We start from the raw sequence: 20,053 nt of genomic DNA, 5'->3' as shown, positions 1-20,053 counted from the left end.
GAGGAACTTTATGCAAAAGTCACCTATTGATTCATCTGCCATTATTTTGTTCGGAGCTACTGGCGATCTAGCCAAAAGAAAATTGTTCCCGGCCCTTTTTAGCCTTTACCAGCGGGGATTGCTTCCCGCTTCCTTCACCGTCATCGGCGTTGCCAGGAAGGACTTGTCAAATGCGGCCTTCCGCGATCATGTCCTGCACTCCCTTCAAGAGTTTGGGCGTTACAAGGCTGGACAGGAAGACGCATGGCAGCGTTTTGCGGAGCATTTGGATTATGTGGCCGTCGATCTGGCAGATGCGGGAAGCTACGCCAAATTAACAACGACATTAAAGCAGGCAGAAGAGAAATTCCAGCTTCCTGGCAATCGAGTATTCTACCTGGCCATCTCGCCTGATCTATTCGGCAAAGTTTCCTCTAATTTAAAGGGAAGCGGATTATTGGAGACCAATGGATGGAAACGGTTAGTCATTGAAAAGCCATTTGGCCATGACCATCATTCCGCCAATGAACTCAATGATCAGATTCGATCCGTATTTCAGGAAGAAGAAATTTATCGGATCGACCACTACCTCGGAAAAGAAATGATCCAAAACATTGAAGTCATTCGATTTGCCAATTCCTTTTTCGAGCCCTTATGGAATAATAACCATATCGCCAACGTGCAGATTACCTCAAGTGAAACGGTAGGAGTGGAGGAGCGCGGAGGCTATTACGAAAAATCGGGGGCATTGCGAGACATGGTGCAAAACCATATGCTCCAAATGGTCACGATGATTGCCATGGAACCTCCGAGCCGACTCGTAACGGAAGCGATCCGGGATGAAAAAGTGAAGGTTCTCCGTTCCCTGCGCCGTTTTGCGGTCGATGAAGTGAAGGACTATTGCATACGCGGACAATACGAGAAAGGCAGCATTGCAGAAAAAGAGGTTATTGGGTACCGGCAAGAGCCGGGAGTAGCTCCTGATTCCACAACAGAAACCTTTATATCTGCAAAGCTCTTTATCGATAATTTCCGTTGGGCAGGTGTTCCTTTCTATATTCGAACGGGAAAAAGAATGCCAAATAAGGCAACAGAAATTTTAATCCAGTTTAAAACGTTGCCTAAAAATCTGTACTTTAATAAACAAGGAAACTTAGAACCCAATCTATTGAGTATCCGCATTCACCCACAGGAAGGAATTTATTTCAAGCTAAACGCGAAGAAGCCGGGAACGGACGGCGTGGTTTCTCCGATTCCTCTTGATTTTTGCCAAAACTGTGAAACGGGCTTCAACTCCCCGGAAGCTTATGAAAGACTGCTTCACGATTGTCTGGAAGGCGATTCTACCTTCTTTACGCGCTGGGACGAAGTTTCCCTGGCATGGAAATTTGTTGATCCGATTTCAGCAGCGTTCACTCAAGGAAAGGTTGATTTGCTTCCTTATGCCGCGGGAACCTGGGGCCCACAGGCCTCAAGCGAAATGCTTCAGAAGGATGGCAACCGGTGGTGGCCAATCAACGGGCAAGAGGAACAAGGATCAGGGAATGAAGCCTACTTCGTACGGGCATGAAACAAAAAAGGTTGGGCCTAGATGTTTTCTAGGTCCAACCTTTTTTTAGAAACTCAATACAAACCAGATACCAGCAGCCATAAAAACAGCTCCCAAAGCCAAGAACCCCATCATGATATAATATAGAGGTTTATTATTTCTCCTTCTCCTGAAAAACTCATCCACGTCTCTCTACCCCTTCACCTGCAGGCCTCGGTGGTCTCGGGCCAAAGTATTGATAATAATCTACCTTAATGTTTCCGTTGAATAGTTTTCTCTTTTTGCTGGCCTTCTTGCCGAAGAGCTCTTCAAATCGTTCATTCGATGTAATCACATAATAGGACCATGTATCCAAAGCCTGGAACACTTGTCCCATTTCGCGGTACAATCTTTCTACTTCTTTCTCTTCCCCTAAACGCTCACCGTATGGCGGATTGCAAATAATTTTTCCGTATTTCTTTTTGGAGCGAAGATCAGACACCGGCATCCGCTGGAAGTGGATATGTTCGCTCACCATCGCCTCCTCTGCATTCTGCCGGGCCACTTGCAGCACTTCATCATCCTGATCCGTACCGATGATTTGCAGCGGCTGGTCGTAACGGGCAAGATCATGGGTTTCTTTTCTCGCTTGCCGCCAGATTTCCTTCGGAATGACAGGCCAATTCTCAGAGGCAAATTCCCGGTTCATGCCCGGTGCAATATTTTGACCTATCAAGGCAGCTTCAATCGGAATGGTGCCTGAACCGCAGAACGGGTCAATAAGAACCGTGTCGGGGTTCCAGCGCGACAGGAGAATTAGAGCTGCGGCCATCGTTTCTTTTAGGGGAGCTCCTCCGATCAGCGTCCGATAGCCTCTTTTATGTAAGGCGGTGCCGCTGGTATCAATGGTAAGGGTTGCGACGTCTTTCAGAATGGATACCTCAATGCGATATAGGGGGCCGTTTTCTTCAAACCAATCCTTCTTATACTTCTGCTTCATATGTTCTACGACCGCTTTTTTGACAATCGCTTGGCAGTCTGAAATTGAGAAAAGCGTAGACTTGACGGATTTCCCGTCTACCGGGAATTCTGCATTTTCCGGCAACCAATCCGACCAAGGCAAAGCTTTCGTTTTTTCAAACAGCTCATCAAACGTCCGGGCTTCGAATTCCCCGATCTTAAGCCGAATCCGGTCGGCTGTTCGCAGCCAAAGATTGGCCTTGGGAATGGCCTCAATCCCCGCTTTGAAGGTAACTTTTCCGTTTTCCACAACTGCATTCTCGTATCCCAAGGAACGCACTTCTTCCCCAACGACTGCCTCTAAGCCAAATGTGGAGGTGGCAATGAGTTCTACAACCTGATTGCTGGACATACCACTTTCTCTCCTATCCTGAAACATAATGAGAATATTATACTATTACTTCGAATCGTTTCCAAACCAAAGCATAAAAGATAATGAGGTGAACTTTTCAAGAAAGAGGTGCACTCACCATGAAAACGGCTTATGTCACCGTCAACGTTGCCACCGTCTGGACCAAGGCAAATCTTCCGCGCAAGCAGGATTATTATGCCACGACTGCTCCCGCGGATATCCCCGCTTGGCTATCTGGCCTAACCCATCATGATCGAATTTGGTTTATTGATGAAAACATCCTCCAAACCCAGGTTCTTTACGGTTCTCAAGTGCTTGTAACCGAAGAATCGGGTGAATGGAGCCGTGTATTGATCCCCGATCAGTTTACTCCGAAGAACGAGCAGGGATATCCCGGGTGGATCCCTACGCGGCAGATTGAGTTCCATGAGGAATATGATCGAGTTTATGCAGCGGCCCCCAGTGTTTGGGTTACGGTTCCTCGAGCTCAATTGAATACGGATCAGAAGAAGTTAGAGCTGTCTTATTTGACGCGCCTCCCTTTGCTGCGAGTAAAAGAGAAACGTACCCATGTGCTATTGCCCAGTGGAAAAGAAGGTTGGCTGGCTAACCAGGATGTGACCATTCGCAGTGAAGCTCATATTGCCGAGAGCCCCTGCCAGCGTGCTCCCTATCCTATGCTCCAAAAACGAAAGGGTCATGACATTGTGGAAGCCGGGAAGCGATTCTTGGGATTGCCGTATCTCTGGTCCGGCATGTCGAGCTTCGGATACGATTGCTCCGGCTTTTCCCATAGCATGCATAAAGCCAGCGGGATTCTCATTCCGCGTGATGCATCGGCTCAATATAAGTTTGGAAGAGAACACGGATTCGAAGTAAATAAGGAGAATTTGAAGGCAGGGGACCTTGTCTATTTTGCCAATGAACGAGGCTATGTTGATCATGTGGGGATATACGCAGGTGATGGTGACTTTCTTCATGCCTCAAACTCCAATTATGTAGTCAAAATTCAGCCGCTTTGGGAAGGGAAGTATTTGCAGAAGTTTTGCGGAGCGATGAGGTTTTGGTGATAAAAGGACTTTTTCCTGTTAAGATCAATAAAACAAAGCAGCAAATCCAAAAACACTTGGACTTGCTGCTTATGATTGAACACAATTATCCTTACTTCCCCCACATCCTCAGTGCAACCTCTACAAGCTTTCCGCCTATATATAGGCCAAATATCCCTAATACAGCGGGCAAAACAGGGGGTGCGGGTATAGGAAGCTTCAATAGCTTAAAGATGACGCCGACGAGAATCCCGGCGATAATCGATAAGAAAATTTCTCTCATGGTGTTCCTCCTGATGCTACTTGATGACCTCATAAATAAGCGGCAGTGGGCTTACAGGATTGGGGTCAATAGTATAAGCTTCGGTTGTTTTTTGGACTAATTCAGCATGCTCTTCCTCCCCGTTGGCATGAAGAACGGCAAGTACTTCTCCCGCTTGGACCGGGTCACCTACCTTTTTCTTGAGTACCACACCTACTGCTAGATCGATTATGTCATCCTTGGTTTTTCGCCCGGCTCCAAGCATCATGGCGATGTGGCCAATCTCTTCTGCCTTGATGGATTTGATGAAGCCGCTTGAAGCCGCTTTGACTTCGATTTGCTGTTGGGCCTGAGGAAGTTTTTCCGGGTGATCCACAACATCAGGATTGCCGCCCTGAGCATGAATAAACTCCTTCATCTTGGATACTGCATCGCCGGAATCTAAGATCTGTTTTAAGCGATTATAGGCCTCTTCATAGTTCGCTTCCTTCTGGGCCAATACAACCATATGCGCACCAAGTACAAGGCAAAGCTCGGTAAGATCCTTTGGGCCCTTTCCCCGCAGTGTGTCGATCGCTTCCTTGACTTCCAGGGCATTTCCTACCGCAAATCCCAAGGGCTGATTCATGTCACTGATGACGGCAACGGTATTTCTGCCCACGTGCTGACCAATTTCAACCATTGTACGGGCTAGCTCCTTGGATCCTTCCAAGGTTTTCATGAAGGCTCCATCCCCTGTTTTGACGTCCAAGACAATCGCATCTGCTCCGGAAGCGATTTTCTTGCTCATAATGGAACTGGCGATCAGCGGAATGGAATTAACCGTTGCTGTAACATCGCGAAGACCATATAGTTTTTTATCTGCGGGAGTTAGGTTTCCGCTTTGGCCTGCCACGGCTACTTTGATGCGATTGACGGCATCAATGAACTGCTCTTTTGTAATTTCCGTATGAAAGCCAGAGATCGCCTCCAGCTTATCAATAGTCCCTCCGGTGTGCCCTAAACCGCGCCCCGACATTTTGGCGACGGGAACGCCTGCCGCTGCAACCAAAGGACCCAACACTAAGGTGGTCGTATCTCCTACCCCGCCGGTACTGTGCTTGTCAACTTTGATCCCTTCAATTCCAGATAGGTCCACTTCCTCGCCGGACTTCACCATGGCCATCGTCAGATCAGCGATTTCTTGCGCATTCATCCCCTGGAAATAAATCGCCATCGCCCATGCCGATACTTGATAATCGGGAATGGTTCCCTCGGTGTAGCCTTTAATTATAAAATCGATTTCTGGCTTTGTGAGTGCCAGCCCGTCTCTTTTCTTTTGAATCAGATCCACCATTCTCATTGCTTTCACCTCTTAGTATGTACTTTACTGTCTGTTCATTGTACGGTTCCGCAGCATTGTAATAAATACCAATGCTAAACCAATCAGAGTCATCCCTGACATCGCAGCATATAATACTTGGCCGTTATAGGTTTCAAAGATCCATCCGGCTATGATAGATCCTACAATTCCCGCGATGCCAAAGAAAACCGCTGCGAAGACGGTCTGCCCTGTAGACTGCAGTTCCTCGGGAATCAAGCGATACAGATACTGAAGAGAGGCCAAATAGTAGATGGCAAAGGTCAGTCCATGAAATAATTGCAGGTAGGATACCAACACGGGATCTGCCAATAAAAAGCATAAGACCCATCGGACACAATAAAAGACGCCCGCCCACGCCATAAGCTGCAATTCATTCCCCGTCCGCAGCCATCGCATGCTTAGGCCAAACACGACGGCTTCGCTTGTGGTGGCAAAAAACCAAGCCGTACCGATAGCTGCTGTGGATCCGCCCAGATCTTCAATATACATCCCGACAAAACCGTCATTAATTCGGTGGGGAATCGAGAGCGTGAGGATGACGAGCAGAAACCATAAAATCTCTTTCCTTCGAAATACAGCCCAAATGGAGCGAAGGGAAACCGGCTTAGACGATGAAGGAGCGTCAGTTAACCGCAAGCATGTAAGAAGAGCCATGACTCCGAATCCTAAGAAAAACCATGATATGGTTTCCATGCCCAACGGTTCTAGCATATATCCCATCAAAAGAGCTGTTGCAGCGAAGCCTAACGAGCCGAAAGATCGAATCGTGCCAAAAGAAATGCCATAAACCTCAGATACTCGATAGGATAGTCCATCCGTCAGGGGACTGATCGGGGAGATAAAGAAATTAAAAGCAATCACCCATACGAGCATCCAACCAAAAGTATCGGCCTGAAACATCACCGTACCGACGATGACCGTGGCCAAAAGAATGAGAAGCAGGACTTGCTTAACCGTTTTATACTTGTCGCTCAAATATCCCCACAGAGGTGGAGATAGGATAGAAATAATCGGACCTATCCCCAATAAAAAACCTATTTGTACTGGGGTAATCCCTTTAAACGAAAAATATACAGGCAAATAAGAAATGAAGATGGAATTGATAGCGTAAAAAAAATAATTATAAGCTACTAAAGAAATAATGGGTCCTTGAAACACGTTTCTCCTCCGTTCTCTTGCTACCCATCATATTACACTTTTTCTGGTTTATTCTACCACTATATTTAGAAAAAAAAACTGGTCCTTTCTGTAAAGGACCAGTTTACCCATTTAATCTCTTCCATAGCTTACATCTTTATCCGGATGCATAAAAGGAACACCTTGAGGATTGATCCCTTCTTCAATCATTTCCGCATTTTCACTGGAATTGCATCCAATATCATTGGTAGGATGCACCCATCGGTCACCAGCCATAATGGCCGGGTCGACATCCGTACTCCAGTTATTTAACGGGGAGTTGGGCGAATCGTAAAAGCTATCACCAATGACTACTCCAAATTCATTGACAAAAGGCGCTTTGATGTCCGACTTGGACTGATTGTAAGCCGGTGAATGCACCTGATGCGGGATGGTTTCTTCCATAGAAGGAGAATTTAATTTGCGCTGTTTCCCCCGATTTTTGCTGCTCATGCCATCACCTCTTCGAAAGGAGTATTCCTAGTGTTACCTAGGAGGTGAAGGCTTATGTAGTTAAACGCTCCCTTGGGATGAGCCCCATCTTCTCCTTGACATCGATCATTTTCTTTGTAGCATAATCGGAAGCTTGCTCCGCCCCGCTTAGAAGAATGCGATCGAGTTCTTCCGAGTCAATAAGTTCGCGATATCTGCTTTGGATAGGTTCCAGAAGGGCTACGACAGCGTCGGCCACATCGCTTTTGAAGGTTCCGTAGCCTACTCCTTGGTAACGGGAAACCAAATCCTCTACGGAAATATTTGCGCATAGCGAGTAAATGGTCAGGAGGTTGCTGATAGCTGGCTTGTTTGCCGGATCGAAACGGATCTCATTTTCGGAATCGGTTACGGCGCGTTTCACCTTTTTCACAATTTTGGAAGGCTCATCTAACAAGGCAATATAGCTGGCTTCACTTGGATTGCTTTTACTCATTTTTTTCGAAGGATCATCCAAGGACATCACGCGGCCCCCAACCTTTGGAATCATCGGCTCAGGGACAACAAAGGTCTCTCCGAAACGATTGTTGAATCGCTGGGCAATGTCACGAGTCAATTCCAGGTGTTGCTTTTGATCTTCGCCCACCGGAACATGAGTCGCATCGTACAGCAAAATGTCAGCCGCCATCAGCGCTGGGTAAGTCAATAAGGAAGTATTGACTACCTCTTTGCCTTTCGATTTATCCTTGAATTGCGTCATCCGTTCCATTTCCCCCATGTACGATACGCACTGCATCAGCCATCCTAGTTCCGCATGTTCTTTGACATGAGATTGAACCATCAAGGTGGATTTGTTCGGATCGATTCCGACAGCCAGGAATAACGCGGCTACAGAACGGACATTCTGGCGAAGGGCAACAGGGTCTTGCGGAACAGTCAAGGCGTGCAAATCAACGACACAAAACGTACAGTCCCCTTCATCCTGCAGTTCAACGAATTGCCTCAATGCTCCAATGTAGTTTCCAAGCGTCAAAAACCCGCTAGGCTGAATTCCAGAGAAGATCTTTTTCTTGCTCATAGTACCACTCCTTTTTTAAATGAAAAAATAAAAGGCCCCTCATCCAAAAAAGGGACGAGGGACCGCGGTGCCACCCTTGTTGATTGGTTCCTTCTGCAAGGATCCCAATCTACTCACTGTCTTCGATATCGTGAAGACATTCCGCCAAAGCCTACTCCTTTGCGTTTCGGTTTGGGGCTCAGAAGTCCATTCCATCCGGTCCTGTACCAGTTTCACACCAACCACTGGCTCTCTTCAAGCAGAACAACGAGTGTACTATTCTTCGTCAATGCCAATTTCTATATTATGGTTCACATTCTAGCCTACTTGACTTGAAAATGCAAGACAGATCGTTGCGCCCTAAATCGATTCTACGGGAACATCTCTTAGTGTCAAAGCCTGCTCTAAATCGGCGATGAGATCATCCGGATTTTCTAAGCCAACGGATAAGCGCATGAGTCCATCGGTAATTCCTCTGCGGTTCCTTTCCTCTTCCGGCATAGAAGCATGAGACATCTTGCACGGATAAGACAAGATGGATTCCACAGAACCCAGACTAACTGCAACGATTGGAAGCTTGATATGGCTCATGAGATTTCGAGCCGCAGCTCCGTCACCGACATCAAAGGTCAGAACGGCCCCGTGTCCTTCGGATTGAGCCGACTGGATCTCATGGCCCGGGTGGGACGGCAAGCCGGTATAGTAAACCTTTTTGACGTTCGGGTGGGTTTCTAGCCAACGAGCGATCTTTTCCGCTCCTTTTGTTGAGGTTTCCATGCGAACCTTGAGGGTCTTCAACCCGCGTAGAACGAGCCAGCAATCCTGTACGCCAAGGATTGCTCCAAAGGCATTCTGCAAAAAGCTTATCCGTTTCGCAAGGGAGCTGTCCTTTACGGCAACCAATCCGGCAACAACATCCGAGTGACCGGAGATAAACTTTGTCGCGCTATGGATAACAATATCGGCTCCTAATTCCAAGGGTCTTTGGTAGAAAGGTGTCAAGAACGTGTTGTCAACAATAGAAATCAACCCGTTCTCCTGCGCCCACTCCGCCACTCCCTTTACATCGGTCACCTTCAGCAAAGGGTTGGACGGAGTTTCAATATAAACGCCTTTGGTTTGCGGGGTCAAGGCCGCCTTGACCTTATCCAGATCGGTTGTATCTACAAACGAACAGGTGATACCCATCCGGCTTAATACCTCGGATAAGACACGGTAGGTTCCCCCATATACGTCCTCGCTCACAATCAAATGGTCTCCCGATGAAAACAATAGGAAAACCGTTGAAATAGCAGCCATTCCAGAGGAAAAAGCAAATCCTGCCGTACCGGCTTCCAATTCCGCAATCGTCTCTTCCAGGGCGTGCCGGGTTGGATTTCCCGATCGGGAATAATCATAAGCGCCTGGTGCATCTACATCAAACTGATGATAGGTGGAGGCAAGGTACATCGGGGTAGAACTAGCCCCTGTTTGCGCGTCGATTTTATGACGATTATGAATCAATCTTGTTCCAAAATCTAAACTCATTTGCTTTCCTCTCCCTTTCTCCACTCTATTTCTGAAGCCTTAAGCGCTTGATCCAAATCCTCAACTAAATCTCCCGCAAGCTCAATGCCGACCGAGAAACGAAGCAAACGGTCACATACGCCTACTGCATCTCGGACTTCCTTTGGAATGTCAGCATGGGTCTGAACAGCTGGATAAGTCAAAAGACTTTCCACCCCACCGAGGCTTTCAGCAAAGGAAATGAGCTTCAAATGCTTTAGCAAGCCGGGTACGAGCCCTGGATCGTTCACCCGGAAGGAGACCATCCCGCCTTGACCAGCGTACAATACATCGGTTACTAGCGGATGTTCCTTGAGGAAGGATACGATTTGCTTAGCGTTTTCGGTATGTCTTTCCATCCGCAGGGCCAATGTTTTCATGCCTCGGATCAGCAGCCACGAATCCATAGGTGCTAATACCGCTCCAATGGAATTCTGCAGAAAATAAATCTTATCCGATAATTCCTGTCCTTTGGAGACAATGAGTCCGGCTAACACATCGTTATGTCCCCCTAAATACTTCGTGGCACTGTGGAGCGAAATATCAGCGCCTTGCAATAGAGGCTTTTGGTAATACGGAGAAAGAAAGGTATTATCGACTATCGTTAATATATTATGGTTTTTGGCGACGTTAGCGATGCTTTCGATGTCCGCCGTAATCATCATCGGATTGGTTGGGGTTTCGATAAAGACAGCTGCAGTTTCCGGAAGAATGTGCTCCTGCAGATCCTTGCCTTCTTTTAAATTGACATAGCTGAACGACAATCCATTAGGCTTCCAAATCTGCTCAAATAAGCGATATGTACCGCCGTACAAATCAAGGGAAGCCACAATATGGTCTCCAGGCTTAAATAAGCCCATAATCACGTGAATGGCTGCCATACCGGAACTCATCGCAAATCCTCGGTCTCCGCCTTCGATGTCGGCGATGGCTTCTTCCAGCACGGTTCTTGTAGGATTTTTGGTACGAATGTAATCAAAGCCGGTGCTTTGACCTAGTCCAGGATGCAAAAAAGCAGTAGAGAAAGTAACAGGAAAATTGATCGCTCCTGTTTCTTTTTCTCTTCGGTTTCCTATCTGTACTAGCTTTGTCTCTAAATCCATGGTTTGTCCTCCTCATCTCTTTTCTCATGATGTCTGAATTATTGTTTCAACAATTTTATAACTTTAAAAGAAAAGCCCCTCTCAACTAGAAAGGGGCAGATCATCTTATCATAGAACGACCGACCCTTATCTATCAAAATGAACATCATTTTGTAGGAATTAGCACCGTGCTGTAAACTTTACACTAACAGCCGGTTGCCGGGCTTCATCGGGCCAGTCCCTCCGCCTTCTCTGGATAAGAGTAATGTATGAAATTCAACTAATTACCTGAAATTATATGGGGATAATCGACTTTTGTCAATGAATTCTTAGGATTTGGGCAAGTACCGCTTTTCCACGAGCTTTCCTGTTCCCCATATTGTAGCAATGCCCAGTCCTAATGTGACCAGCTTTAGCGGCTCCCGGATCAGCTGAGGCAAATCTGCTCCGATATAGGAAAGGATAAAGACCAGCACGGCTTTTCCTAGGAGGGTGGCCCAAAAATAGGTGTGAAACGGAATGGATGACAAGCCTGCCAGCACATTGATCAAACTAGACGGGGAAAATGGAAAGCACCGCAATAGGAAAAGGACTGAGAATCCATGCTTTTCAAACCATCGCGAACTTTTTTCTAGCCCCTTATACTTATGGAACAAAGGGGCGAGCCATTTATGCCCGATCTTTCGCACTAGCCAGAAAACAAGGAGAGAGCCGAAACTCGCTCCAAGCCAAGTAAAAACAAAGCCTTTTAAAAATCCAAAAGCAACAGCGTTTCCGGTGACAATAGCAAAAAGTGGAAGAAGAGGGAAAAAAGCTTCTACTATGGGAAGGATAAAAGCAACCGCAACACCCAACCCGCGATAGGCTTGAATTACCTGATATAAGTCTTCTAGCCTAATATCCATTGATTGAACCTCACAATACAAGTTGATCTTTTTGCTGGACTATGATTTAACTAAAATATACCATAGCTAGAGACAGGAGGGAAATTAGCACCATGAGGAAATGGCTGTATTCAGCATATATGTACTTATTCTTAATTACCCTTCTAGGTATTCTTTTGCGCTGGAAAATGGTAGCACCCATTTTTCCCGGGCTTCAATTTATGCATCTTGTCCATGCCCACTCGCATGTGGCTTTCTTAGGATGGGTTTATTTTCTAATCAATGCGGTAATTATTCGACATTGCTTTCCTGAAGGGTTTAATGAGAAGAAATCCACTAGGATCTATTACTTTTTGCTGCATGTTTCCGTTCTGGGAATGCTTATCTCGTTTAGTTACCAAGGGTATGGGCCCCTATCCATAGCCTTTTCTACTCTTCATGCTTTTTTATCTTATTACTTCGCTTTTCAGTTTTTTTCCCATCGCAAAAAAAAATGGCCTTGGTACGCCAAGTCCTTTTATCAGGCAGCCATTTGGTTCAATTTGTTATCCTCGCTTGGACCTTGGGGCCTTGCGATTGCGGGGGCAACAGGATTTGGAAATACGGAAATTAACAATTTTTTTATTTATTACTATCTTCATCTGCAATATAACGGTTGGTTCACCTTCGTTATTTTGGGTATGTGCTATCGTTTTGTTTCCATTGAGCAGACTTCGCAACGCAATTGGGCCAAGTGGCAATTTAGATTATTGGCAATTAGTGTAGTTCCTTCTTATTTATCTTCCACGTTATGGTTCTTTGATCATCCTATAGCGGTTGCTCTTGGATTAGCAGGGGCTGTTCTGCAATTTATTTCCATTGTCATGTTTTTAAGCCTAGTAGCTGGTCCGCTCTGGCGTCAACAGAATTCCCTAAGCTTGCAGCTGCTATTAGGTTTATCTCTTATCAGTCTCAGTGTGAAGGCTTTACTGGAACTGTTTGCAGCGTGGCCCTCCTTGGCTTATGCAGTTTATGAGAGCAGGCAGGTGATTATTGCTTATCTGCATCTCACCCTGCTGGGCTTTATTACAAGCTTTCTGTTGTTTTTCACCGGAAAGGAGTTTGCAGTAAGAAATTTGGCTATTCCTTCAGCAGCTTTCTATATCACCGGAACGGTCGGCATGATTTTCCTGCTGTTTTTAGCGGGTTTCTTCCAGTGGCTCCGATGGCCCATGCCCCAACCCATCTGGCTTGCCCTGCTCATGACCGGTGCACTCAGTGGTTTCGGTATGGCGGGGTTATTTTGGGATATCCATCGAGGCTTCCGTCAGGTATAGCCCCTATTACTGGACCTCACTCGATTTCGGGAGCTGAAGCTGAACCATCGTACCATCAATTTCAGGATAAATCTTAATTTTTCCGCCATGAGCCTCGATGATTTGTTTACAGATGGCTAAGCCGAGACCCGTTCCATTTTCTTTAGTAGAGTAAAAAGGACTAAAAATTTTCTTAATGTCATTGGAGCTGATCGGATTTCCATTATTAAAAAAGAGAACAAAAACCTTCTCGTCGCTATCCCTGCAGGCAATTCTCAGAATCTTCTCCCGCTGATCGGGATGGGCTTGGAATTCTTCGCAAGCATTTTTAATAATGTTAATGAAGGTTTGCTCCAATTCCTTGCTGTTTCCCTTAATGGTCGCATGGGACTCCAGCTGGACGATCGTCTCAATGCCCAAGCGAAGAAATTCAAATTCAAAGAGGGAGACGCATCGCTCAATGACCCGACATAAGTTAACTTCCTCAAACTCTCTATTTAGAGGGAGGTTCCTCCTCTTTGTAAGGGAAAGGAATCTTTCTAATATATAATCTAGCCGCTTCACTTCATCATCGATAATCGTATAGTAATGATGGATCTCTTGCGGATGGGGATGCATCTCATAGATCAGCTTGAGAAATCCCTTAATGCTCGTAATGGGGTTTCTCAATTCATGAGCCATACCAGATGCCATGTTCCCGATAGCATTGAACTTCTCCCTTTCCATCTGCTCTAGCTCCCATTGCTTTTCTTTAAACAGCCGAATCATGTATTCATCTACAAAACTGCTGATGATATTTACAGCCCTGGAGTGCAATTGCCCGCCGAAATGGGAATGGACAACCTGTTCCAAAAAACGATTCTTTAGCTCTGAACAGTCTTTTATTAACGTTTCTCCATCGTGAAAGTAAATGATGTGATGCTCCGCATACTGCCCTGCAAAATGCTTGACGGATTCGAAAGAGACCGTTTCGTCCTCAATTGCCTCAATGACAAACAAGAGAGCTTGCTGGAGGGTTTCCACCAATTCTTCTTTCTTTTCCTGAAAAAGAATTTCATAATTTATGGATTTTCCAAATACATCGGTGACATATTCATTTACAAAGGCAAGCAACTGCTCACGCATTTTACGGTCTGTTGATAGCATACAGGGTTACTCCTTAAAAAGATATGAGTAATCTATTTCTACAAAACAGATTAAATTCCTTCCTTTTTTACTTCTATACCCAAGTATTCCGTTGTTGACTTACGTTTCTGATTCCCCTATGATAAAATGGCTTTATAACGTGTAAATCGTAATGATTAGCACTAATATGAAAAAGACAGGAGGGTGACACCAGACCTGGTGAAGACCCATGCAGCCAATTATTCAGTGTAAAAATATAAATTTCAATTATAGTCAAAATGAGGTCTTAAAGGATGTCAATTTCATTGTGGAGCAAGGAGATTATGTGGGATTAGTCGGGCCAAACGGTTCGGGCAAGTCTACCCTTCTAAAAATCATCCTCGGTCTCGTTCAGCCTAAGGAAGGTGAGGTAAAGCTATTCAACGTCCCTGTCTCTTCCTTTAGAGAATGGCATAAGATCGGTTATGTTTCCCAAAAAGCAAACAGCTTCAATAGCGGTTTTCCTGCCACCGTATTCGAAGTCGTTTCGATGGGACTTTATGGGAAAATGGGATTGTTCAAAAGGTTAACTCGCCAACATAGGGATATTATTATGGAAGCTATCGACCAAGTCGGGCTTGCTTCTTTTGCAGCCCGAAATATTGGTAAGCTTTCTGGAGGCCAACAGCAACGTGCCTTCATTGCCCGTGCCCTGGTCTCTAAGCCCAGTTTGCTGATCTTGGATGAGCCAACCGTCGGAGTCGACACCGAATCGGTTGACCGTTTCTATCACCTATTGGGAAAACTGCATCAGGAGCACCGCTTAACGCTGCTTATGGTCACGCACGATATTGGCATGATGACCCACCATGTTAACAAGGTGGCCTGTCTCAATAAGCGTATCCATTTTCATGGAAATCCTAGTGACTTTCAAGCCAATCAGAAAGCGATTTTGGAAAATGCATATGGCTCACATATGAATTTAGTGGAGCACCGTCACTAGGAGGAATGTAAATAATCATGCTCGATCTCATTTTTCAATACGAATTCATGCGAAATGCCCTTTTTGCTGGTATGATTGTCGGAGTCATCTGTCCCGCAATCGGGGTTTTCTTGGTCGTTCGCCGATTATCCCTCATGGCCGATGCCCTTTCTCACATTACGCTTGCCGGGATTGCTGCTGGAATCCTGCTAGGTAAGAAGGTAAGCCTTTTTCAAGGGATAAACCCTATGTATATGGGGATGATTTTTTCTGTTGTTGGATCCTTATTAGTAGAACAGTTAAGGAAGGCCTATCGTTTTTATCAAGAGTTGGCCATTCCTATCATCCTATCTACAGGCATAGGCCTGGGAGTTGTTCTGATCAGTATTGCAAAAGGTTTTAATGTGGACTTGTTCTCTTACCTTTTTGGCAGTGTCGTCGCCGTAGGAAGCGGTGATTTATGGACGATCATTATCATAGGCTTAGCTGTATTGTGTTCTATCTTCTTGCTTTATAAAGAATTATTTGCTCTTTCCTTTGACGAAGAGTATGCGAGAATATCGGGGATTAAACGCGGGCTTGTCAATCTTATCTTTACAGTCATGGTAGCTCTTACCATTGCCATTTCCATGAGAATCGTGGGTATTCTGCTTGTTTCTGCCCTTATCACTTTACCTGTTGCAGCTGCTTTGCAGATTTCTCATAGCTTTAGGCAAACCCTTTGGCTATCCATCCTCTTTGCGGAGATTTCCGTACTTGGGGGGTTAACAGCGGCTTTCTACTTAGACTGGGCGACTGGCGGAACGATTGTCTTGTTCTCTGTTTTCTTGCTTTTATCAGTGCTTCTGTTCAAAAAAGTGATTCTAAAAGCAGATTAGAAAAATCCCCCTTTCCGTTGAGCGGCTAGGGGGATTGTCTCTTTATATTATTTAAACATATTGAATGCAGAAGTTCGGCTAGTTTCCCAAGACTCCATCAAACCCTTGTTGGTGTGCTTCACTTGATCAGTTAAGTTCTCCAGCAAGCCTTGAACTTCAGCACGAGTCTTTTGCTGTTGCTCAATCAAGCTGAGCAAAGTAGATTCCAATTGCTCCAAAGACTTGCCAAACATGCTGTTGCTGGCTTTGCCAGGAGTTCCATAAAGCTGTTGAACTTTATTAAGCACATCTTCTGCACGCTTGTTCCAATCTTCAACATTTTTAGAAACGGCTTCGCCATTTACGTTTTTCACATTATCCAATACGTTAGCCTTTACGTCGGAAACAAACTTGCTTAACTCGCTCTCAAGCTTTTCGATATTATCCTTCGTTTGCTGCCATGCTTCCTTTTGGCGCTCAATCGCTTGAATAGTTACAGCTTCCATTTCGCGCTGATATCCATACATTAATTTTACGCTGTTTAACCATCCATCCCACATTGTGTCGAATACATTTACCGGATTAGTAAGTTCATTCTTTTTTGCTTGTGCAGTTGCCATTTTTACATCCTCCTAAAAAATAAGTAATTTTTTTTTATATGACACAGCAATTGCTGAATCATTCCAGGTCGTCGTCGTTATTTTTATTTTTCCTTGGGTTGGGGACATTAGGAAGTCCCATAAAGAACTGAGTATACATATTGAAGAACTGATCAAGCATGCTCTGGTATTGGCCTAATGCTTCAGCCCAAGATTCCAAATATTGTGTACCTGCATCTGTAAGGGAATATACCCTCTTTGCCGGACCTCCTGAGGTGGTATCCCATTCCGACTTGACAATATTCTCTTTCTCCAATTGGCGAAGGGTTCGATATACATTTCCTTGATCTATAGAGTGAAACCCAAATTTGACCAACTGCTGGATTAACTCATAGCCATGTGCATTCCAACCTTTTAAGCTCAGCAGTAGAACGGGAACCATCATATTTTTAGGCGGCCCGCCGGGAATATTCCACTTTTCGTCTTCTTTGACATCCTTCCCTTTATCCTTACTGGCCGACATTTGCATCACCTACAAAAATTGTAATTTGCTTCTATGTGTAATTTACACCTATGTGGTCAGATCTGTCAAGTATTGCCACAAGAAAATTTGATTCATGTCCATTCCGAGCCTTGTCATCAAGGGTAAACTCTTAGTTTGGATAAAGCCCTATATAATTTATGAACTTATCTAATACTATACATTTTACATTTATCTAAGGTATAAAATCTGACAGTATCAAAAGTTAAAACTGATTTTATTCGACAATTTTTGATAACGAACGATGGATTATTCATAGAATTGTCGAAGGTTTTCGATTGTGTTCCGAAGAAGCATTTACTATAATTTTCAATGTAAGCAAAAAGGGTCCCATTTTTCGACAGAAAAAAATAGTTGCACCAAAAAAAGCTTCCTCTAAAGGTGGTCTGGCTAGTCTGAGATGCTACAACGAAGCTTTTTTTACAAAAAGAAGAAGAAGGAGATGAAACCATGAGCCAGCAAATGCCCTTTGATCCTTTTGCGTTATGGAAGCAATTCTATGACAAGGCAGAGGAACAATGGAGTCAGACGATGGATGAAGCTATGCACAAGGAAGAGTTTTCCAAATTGATGGGGCAAAGCTTAAACAGCTACTTGCAGTATCAGAACGTAGCCCGTCAATCTGCTGAAAAATACCTCGAGCAGGCCAATATGCCTTCACGGCAAGACGTCGCTAACGTGGCATCCTTAATCGTGAATGTTGAATCCAAGCTTGATAAGTTAGAAGAAGAGGTCATTGATGCCCTTAATCAAAGCGATTTGTCAAAGGAAGTTAAGACCTTGAAAGCTGATATGGCAAAACTATCGAAGCGTTTAGATCAATTATTTGATATTTTGGAAGCCAAATCGGAGATTGCTGCTACAAAGGAAAGCAAATCCCCAGAAACGGCTGAACCTAAATCCAAATAAACTTATAACTTTACTAGATATATAAATATCAATATAAAAAAACAACCTGAGAGGATGTATGAAGATGAAAACACTCGACAATAAAGTAGCTATCGTTACCGGAGGATCTCGTGGAATTGGAAAGACTATCGCATTAGAATTAGCTCGCAATGGCGCTAAAGTTGTCATTAACTATAACAGCAACGCAGATGCTGCAAACGAAGTAGTAAAAGAAATCGAAGCTTTAGGATCTGAAGCTTTCGCAAGCCAAGCAGACGTTTCTGATAACGCTCAAGCAAAAGTATTAGTAGAAGAAACAATCAACCGTTTTGGTAAAGTAGATATCCTTGTTAACAATGCAGGGATTACTCGCGACCGTTCTTTCCTTAAGCTTACCGAAGAAGCTTGGAGAAAAGTTATTGACGTTAACCTAAACAGTGCTTTCAATACAACAAGTGCCGTTCTTCCTCTTATGGTAGAGCAAAAATACGGACGTATCATTAATATTAGCTCCATCATTGGACAATCCGGAAACGTTGGGCAAACCAACTATGCCGCTTCTAAAGCAGGTCTTATCGGATTCACGAAGTCCCTTGCTCTAGAAATGGCTAACAAAGGTGTTACTGTTAACGCCATCTGCCCAGGATTTATCGAAACAGAAATGGTTGCTGAAATTCCAGCTGAAATCCTAGAAAAAATCGTATCTAAGATCCCTCAACGCCGCCTTGGGCAACCAAGTGAAATTGCTCGTGCAGTATGCTATCTCGTAACTGATGGAGACTACATCACTGGACAACAGTTAAACATTAACGGTGGACTTTACATGTAATAATCTGTTGTAAATCAACAGAAAAAAGTGGAGGGTAACATAAAAATGATCATTTCCCCAATTAAAGAATGGGAAGATATTTTGGGTATGGTTCCCGAAGAGTTAAAGAGCCAAATGAATCGCGCGAAACGCTTTAATGAAGTGATGTTTGTTGAGCCCGAGCCTCAAGTCTACCAAACTCCAAAGGAAGTCATCTGGACTAAAAATAAGGCGACGCTCTATCGTTTTGCGTCTCACTTGCCAAAAACCCAGCGCGTACCATTGCTTATGTTTTACGCGTTAATCAATAAGCCCTACATTCTTGACTTAGCTCCTGGCAACAGCTTGATTGAGTATCTAGTGAATCGTGGCTTTGATGTTTATCTCATGGATTGGGGTACACCTGGTCCTGAAGATCGTTACATGAAGCTCGATGACTATATCATGGACTATATGCCGCTTGCTGTGAAAAAAGTGCTTCGTCATAGTGGTGCGGATGAAGTCTCTGTACTGGGTTATTGCATGGGAGGAACGATGACAGCGATTTTCTCTGCTCTTCATTCCCATTTGCCAATAAAGAATCTTATATTCATGACGGCCCCAATTGACTTCTCTGAACTTGGTTTGTTTACAAACTGGTTAGATGAACGATATTTCAATCTTGATAAGATGGTAGATACGCTAGGCAATGTTCCCCCAGAAATGATTGACTTGGGGAACAAAATGTTGAAGCCTCTTGTCAACTTCTATGGCCCTTATGTCAGTTTGGCTGAACGTGTGGAAAATAAATCCTTCGTTGATAGCTGGAAGTTGATGCAAAAGTGGGTTGGCGACGGAATCCCATTCCCTGGAGAAGCTTTCCGCCAGTGGATCCGTGATTTCTACCAGAATAATAAGCTTATTAAAGGTGAGTTAGTTATTCGCGGCCAACGTGTCGATTTAAAGAATATTAAAGCCAGCGTGCTGAATATTGGAGCGACTCGTGACCATATTGCTCAACCAAAACAATTAGAACCGCTGATGGATGCTATTTCAAGTCAAGACAAAACATTATCGCTTATGCCTACTGGCCATGTATCGATCGTGTTTGGACGTCAAGCCTTGAAGCATACCTATCCGACTATCGGAGATTGGTTAGCTGAGCGTTCGAGATAGCAAGAAAACTTGGCTGCGACAAGCTACAAGTTTTCCTCGTGCTGTCCAAATGACGTAACAAAGTTGTAAATTCTAACAGTATAAAAAAGCCTTGA

The 20,053-nt window shown here is 44.5% G+C and carries 20 protein-coding genes, 1 riboswitch and 1 other annotated feature; of the genes, 8 read left to right on the top strand and 12 right to left on the bottom strand.

Annotation, left to right across the window (positions count from 1 at the left end; all coding sequences use genetic code 11):
* The first annotated feature begins 10 nt into the window (after nucleotides 1-10).
* Entirely contained in the window at nucleotides 11-1,549 is a 1,539-nt protein-coding gene (gene zwf, locus ABLT31_RS19805; protein WP_367754828.1) for a glucose-6-phosphate dehydrogenase, read from the top strand.
* A 157-nt stretch (nucleotides 1,550-1,706) separates the two neighbouring features.
* Here zwf and ABLT31_RS19800 read toward each other — a convergent pair whose 3' ends face one another.
* Complete coding sequence (locus ABLT31_RS19800; RefSeq protein ID WP_367754826.1) at nucleotides 1,707-2,879, bottom strand: THUMP domain-containing class I SAM-dependent RNA methyltransferase; 1,173 nt, start codon at nucleotides 2,877-2,879, stop codon at nucleotides 1,707-1,709.
* A 119-nt stretch (nucleotides 2,880-2,998) separates the two neighbouring features.
* Between ABLT31_RS19800 and ABLT31_RS19795 the strand changes: the two genes are divergently transcribed.
* Complete coding sequence (locus tag ABLT31_RS19795; RefSeq protein WP_367754824.1) at nucleotides 2,999-3,949, top strand: C40 family peptidase; 951 nt, start codon at nucleotides 2,999-3,001, stop codon at nucleotides 3,947-3,949.
* 91 nt (nucleotides 3,950-4,040) lie between these two features.
* Here the strand turns inward: ABLT31_RS19795 and ABLT31_RS19790 are convergent, their stop codons facing one another.
* The 8 genes from ABLT31_RS19790 to ABLT31_RS19755 all read right to left on the bottom strand — a co-directional run bounded on the left by ABLT31_RS19790 (nucleotide 4,041) and on the right by ABLT31_RS19755 (nucleotide 11,750).
* On the bottom strand, nucleotides 4,041-4,211 hold the full coding sequence (locus ABLT31_RS19790; RefSeq protein ID WP_367754822.1) for a XapX domain-containing protein: 171 nt from the start codon (nucleotides 4,209-4,211) through the stop codon (nucleotides 4,041-4,043).
* Between the two features lie 16 nt (nucleotides 4,212-4,227).
* Nucleotides 4,228-5,532, bottom strand: a complete 1,305-nt coding sequence (locus ABLT31_RS19785) for a pyrimidine-nucleoside phosphorylase (RefSeq protein ID WP_367754820.1) — start codon at nucleotides 5,530-5,532, stop codon at nucleotides 4,228-4,230.
* A gap of 24 nt (nucleotides 5,533-5,556) precedes the next feature.
* On the bottom strand, nucleotides 5,557-6,711 hold the full coding sequence (locus ABLT31_RS19780) for an MFS transporter (protein ID WP_367754817.1): 1,155 nt from the start codon (nucleotides 6,709-6,711) through the stop codon (nucleotides 5,557-5,559).
* A gap of 111 nt (nucleotides 6,712-6,822) precedes the next feature.
* Nucleotides 6,823-7,182 (bottom strand): DUF3905 domain-containing protein, encoded by a 360-nt coding sequence (locus tag ABLT31_RS19775; RefSeq protein ID WP_367754815.1) that lies wholly within the window; start codon nucleotides 7,180-7,182, stop codon nucleotides 6,823-6,825.
* 52 nt (nucleotides 7,183-7,234) lie between these two features.
* Nucleotides 7,235-8,239 carry a tryptophan--tRNA ligase gene (gene trpS / locus ABLT31_RS19770; protein ID WP_367754813.1) on the bottom strand — a complete coding sequence of 335 codons (1,005 nt, stop codon included), beginning with the start codon at nucleotides 8,237-8,239 and terminating at the stop codon, nucleotides 7,235-7,237.
* A 47-nt stretch (nucleotides 8,240-8,286) separates the two neighbouring features.
* Nucleotides 8,287-8,517 (bottom strand) — a binding site (T-box leader).
* Nucleotides 8,518-8,578: 61 nt separating this feature from the next.
* Nucleotides 8,579-9,745: a cystathionine beta-lyase gene (gene metC / locus ABLT31_RS19765; protein ID WP_367754811.1), complete on the bottom strand. Its 1,167-nt coding sequence runs from the start codon at nucleotides 9,743-9,745 to the stop codon at nucleotides 8,579-8,581.
* Complete coding sequence (locus ABLT31_RS19760; protein ID WP_367754809.1) at nucleotides 9,742-10,866, bottom strand: aminotransferase class I/II-fold pyridoxal phosphate-dependent enzyme; 1,125 nt, start codon at nucleotides 10,864-10,866, stop codon at nucleotides 9,742-9,744. The genes metC and ABLT31_RS19760 overlap by 4 nt, the downstream gene beginning before the upstream one ends.
* A gap of 123 nt (nucleotides 10,867-10,989) precedes the next feature.
* A riboswitch (SAM riboswitch) is annotated at nucleotides 10,990-11,108 on the bottom strand.
* Nucleotides 11,109-11,174: 66 nt separating this feature from the next.
* Nucleotides 11,175-11,750: a TVP38/TMEM64 family protein gene (locus ABLT31_RS19755; RefSeq protein WP_367754806.1), complete on the bottom strand. Its 576-nt coding sequence runs from the start codon at nucleotides 11,748-11,750 to the stop codon at nucleotides 11,175-11,177.
* 92 nt (nucleotides 11,751-11,842) lie between these two features.
* Between ABLT31_RS19755 and ABLT31_RS19750 the strand changes: the two genes are divergently transcribed.
* On the top strand, nucleotides 11,843-13,045 hold the full coding sequence (locus tag ABLT31_RS19750) for a hypothetical protein (RefSeq protein WP_367754804.1): 1,203 nt from the start codon (nucleotides 11,843-11,845) through the stop codon (nucleotides 13,043-13,045).
* A 6-nt stretch (nucleotides 13,046-13,051) separates the two neighbouring features.
* Here ABLT31_RS19750 and ABLT31_RS19745 read toward each other — a convergent pair whose 3' ends face one another.
* Nucleotides 13,052-14,170, bottom strand: coding sequence for a sensor histidine kinase (locus ABLT31_RS19745; protein ID WP_367754802.1), 1,119 nt, complete (start codon nucleotides 14,168-14,170; stop codon nucleotides 13,052-13,054).
* Nucleotides 14,171-14,378: 208 nt separating this feature from the next.
* On the opposite strand from ABLT31_RS19745, the gene ABLT31_RS19740 reads away from it, so the two are divergent.
* Nucleotides 14,379-15,131, top strand: coding sequence for a metal ABC transporter ATP-binding protein (locus ABLT31_RS19740; RefSeq protein ID WP_367754800.1), 753 nt, complete (start codon nucleotides 14,379-14,381; stop codon nucleotides 15,129-15,131).
* Nucleotides 15,132-15,148: 17 nt separating this feature from the next.
* A complete protein-coding gene (locus ABLT31_RS19735) occupies nucleotides 15,149-15,988 on the top strand; it encodes a metal ABC transporter permease (RefSeq protein WP_367754798.1) in 840 nt (279 codons plus the stop codon).
* A gap of 47 nt (nucleotides 15,989-16,035) precedes the next feature.
* Here ABLT31_RS19735 and ABLT31_RS19730 read toward each other — a convergent pair whose 3' ends face one another.
* Complete coding sequence (locus tag ABLT31_RS19730) at nucleotides 16,036-16,587, bottom strand: hypothetical protein (RefSeq protein WP_367754796.1); 552 nt, start codon at nucleotides 16,585-16,587, stop codon at nucleotides 16,036-16,038.
* Nucleotides 16,588-16,645: 58 nt separating this feature from the next.
* Nucleotides 16,646-17,089 (bottom strand): poly-beta-hydroxybutyrate-responsive repressor, encoded by a 444-nt coding sequence (phaQ, locus tag ABLT31_RS19725; RefSeq protein WP_367754794.1) that lies wholly within the window; start codon nucleotides 17,087-17,089, stop codon nucleotides 16,646-16,648.
* A 468-nt stretch (nucleotides 17,090-17,557) separates the two neighbouring features.
* On the opposite strand from phaQ, the gene ABLT31_RS19720 reads away from it, so the two are divergent.
* The 3 genes from ABLT31_RS19720 to phaC all read left to right on the top strand — a co-directional run bounded on the left by ABLT31_RS19720 (nucleotide 17,558) and on the right by phaC (nucleotide 19,958).
* Nucleotides 17,558-18,016 (top strand): poly(R)-hydroxyalkanoic acid synthase subunit PhaE, encoded by a 459-nt coding sequence (locus ABLT31_RS19720; protein WP_367754792.1) that lies wholly within the window; start codon nucleotides 17,558-17,560, stop codon nucleotides 18,014-18,016.
* A gap of 64 nt (nucleotides 18,017-18,080) precedes the next feature.
* Nucleotides 18,081-18,824, top strand: coding sequence for a 3-oxoacyl-[acyl-carrier-protein] reductase (fabG, locus tag ABLT31_RS19715; RefSeq protein WP_367754790.1), 744 nt, complete (start codon nucleotides 18,081-18,083; stop codon nucleotides 18,822-18,824).
* A 48-nt stretch (nucleotides 18,825-18,872) separates the two neighbouring features.
* A complete protein-coding gene (gene phaC / locus ABLT31_RS19710) occupies nucleotides 18,873-19,958 on the top strand; it encodes a class III poly(R)-hydroxyalkanoic acid synthase subunit PhaC (protein WP_367754924.1) in 1,086 nt (361 codons plus the stop codon).
* Nucleotides 19,959-20,053 lie beyond the last annotated feature (95 nt).

The organism is Ammoniphilus soli (assembly GCF_040813775.1).
This window is presented reverse-complemented; position numbering and strand designations above follow the sequence as displayed.